Source organism: Lentzea sp. NPDC102401 (genome assembly GCF_044765805.1).
In the GTDB taxonomy this organism is placed as follows: domain Bacteria; phylum Actinomycetota; class Actinomycetes; order Mycobacteriales; family Pseudonocardiaceae; genus Lentzea; species Lentzea sokolovensis.
Genome location: NZ_JBIWKS010000041.1, coordinates 1 through 1,266, shown reverse-complemented (window position 1 = coordinate 1,266; position 1,266 = coordinate 1). Strand labels below are relative to the sequence as shown.

The following is a 1,266-nucleotide window of genomic DNA, read 5'->3' as shown; positions in this document are numbered from 1 at the left end:
GGGTCTGCTGCACCTTTAGGTGACATCTGAGTTGGCTTGCCGTGATGGTGAGCTGGGAGGATGTCGCTGTGCCCAAGCCCTACCCCCAGGAGTTCCGCGACGATGTCGTGCGGGTCGCCCGTGACCGCGAGCCCGGCGTGACCGTCGAGCAGATCGCTAAGGACTTCGGGGTTCACCCGATGACCTTGTTCAAGTGGCTGCGCCAGGCAGAGATCGACGAGGGCGCCAAGCCCGGCGTGACCAGGAACGACTCGGCCGAGCTGCGTGAGGCGCGTAAGCGGATCAAGCTGCTGGAGCAGGAGAACGAGGTCCTGCGCCGGGCGACGGCGTACTTGTCGCAGGCGAATCTGCCGGGAAAAGGCTCTACCCGCTCGTGAACGAGCTGGCCGCGGACGGGATTCCCGTCGCGGTGACGTGCTGGGTCTTGAACATCGCTCGACAGCCGTACTACCGATGGCGTGCCCGGCCGGTCACCGCCACCGAACTCGAGCGTGCTCAGCGGGCGAACGCGTTGTTCGACGCGCACCGCGACGATCCGGAGTTCGGCTACCGGTTCCTGGCCGACGAAGCCCGTGACGCCGGCCAGTCGATGGCGGATCGGACAGCGTGGCGGATCTGCTCGGCCATGGGCTGGTGGAGCGCGTTCGGCAAGAAACGCGGCCGCAACGGCAAGAAGACCGGCCCACCGGTCCATGACGACCTGGTGCGCCGTGACTTCACCGCCGCGGCGCCGAACCGGCTGTGGCTGGCCGACATCACCGAACATCGCACCACAGAAGGAAAGCTGTATCTGTGTGCGGTCAAGGACGTCTGCTCCAACCGGATCGTGGGCTACTCCATCGACTCACGGATGAAGTCCCGGCTCGCCGTCACCGCGCTCACCAACGCCCTTGCCCGGCGCGGTGACGTCGCCGGCTGCGTGGTGCACACGGACCGCGGATCGCAATTTCGTTCCAGGAAATTCGTCCGTGCGCTCGCTCGTCACGGCTTGACCGGGTCGATGGGCAGGGTGGGCGCGGCGGGTGACAACGCCGCGATGGAAAGCTTCTTCGCGTTGCTGCAGAACAATGTTCTCGACCGGCGCGCCTGGTCGACTCGCGAGGAACTGCGGATCGCGATCGTGACCTGGATCGAACGCACCTACCACCGTCGAAGGCGCCAAGCAGCTCTCGGCAGGTTGACCCCGATCGAGTACGAAGTAATCATGGCCACGCCAGCCAGTCAGGCTGCGTGACTACCACTGTCACCTACTTGTGCAGCAGACCC

At 65.6% G+C, this 1,266-nt stretch carries 1 protein-coding gene; it reads left to right on the top strand.

Annotation, left to right across the window (positions count from 1 at the left end; genetic code table 11):
* Positions 1-68 precede the first annotated feature (68 nt).
* A protein-coding gene (locus ACIRG5_RS48385) for an IS3 family transposase (RefSeq protein ID WP_402918515.1) occupies positions 69-1,234 on the top strand; the annotation gives its coding sequence in 2 pieces (ribosomal slippage) (positions 69-353 and positions 356-1,234; 1,164 coding nt in all).
* Positions 1,235-1,266: the final 32 nt, after the last annotated feature.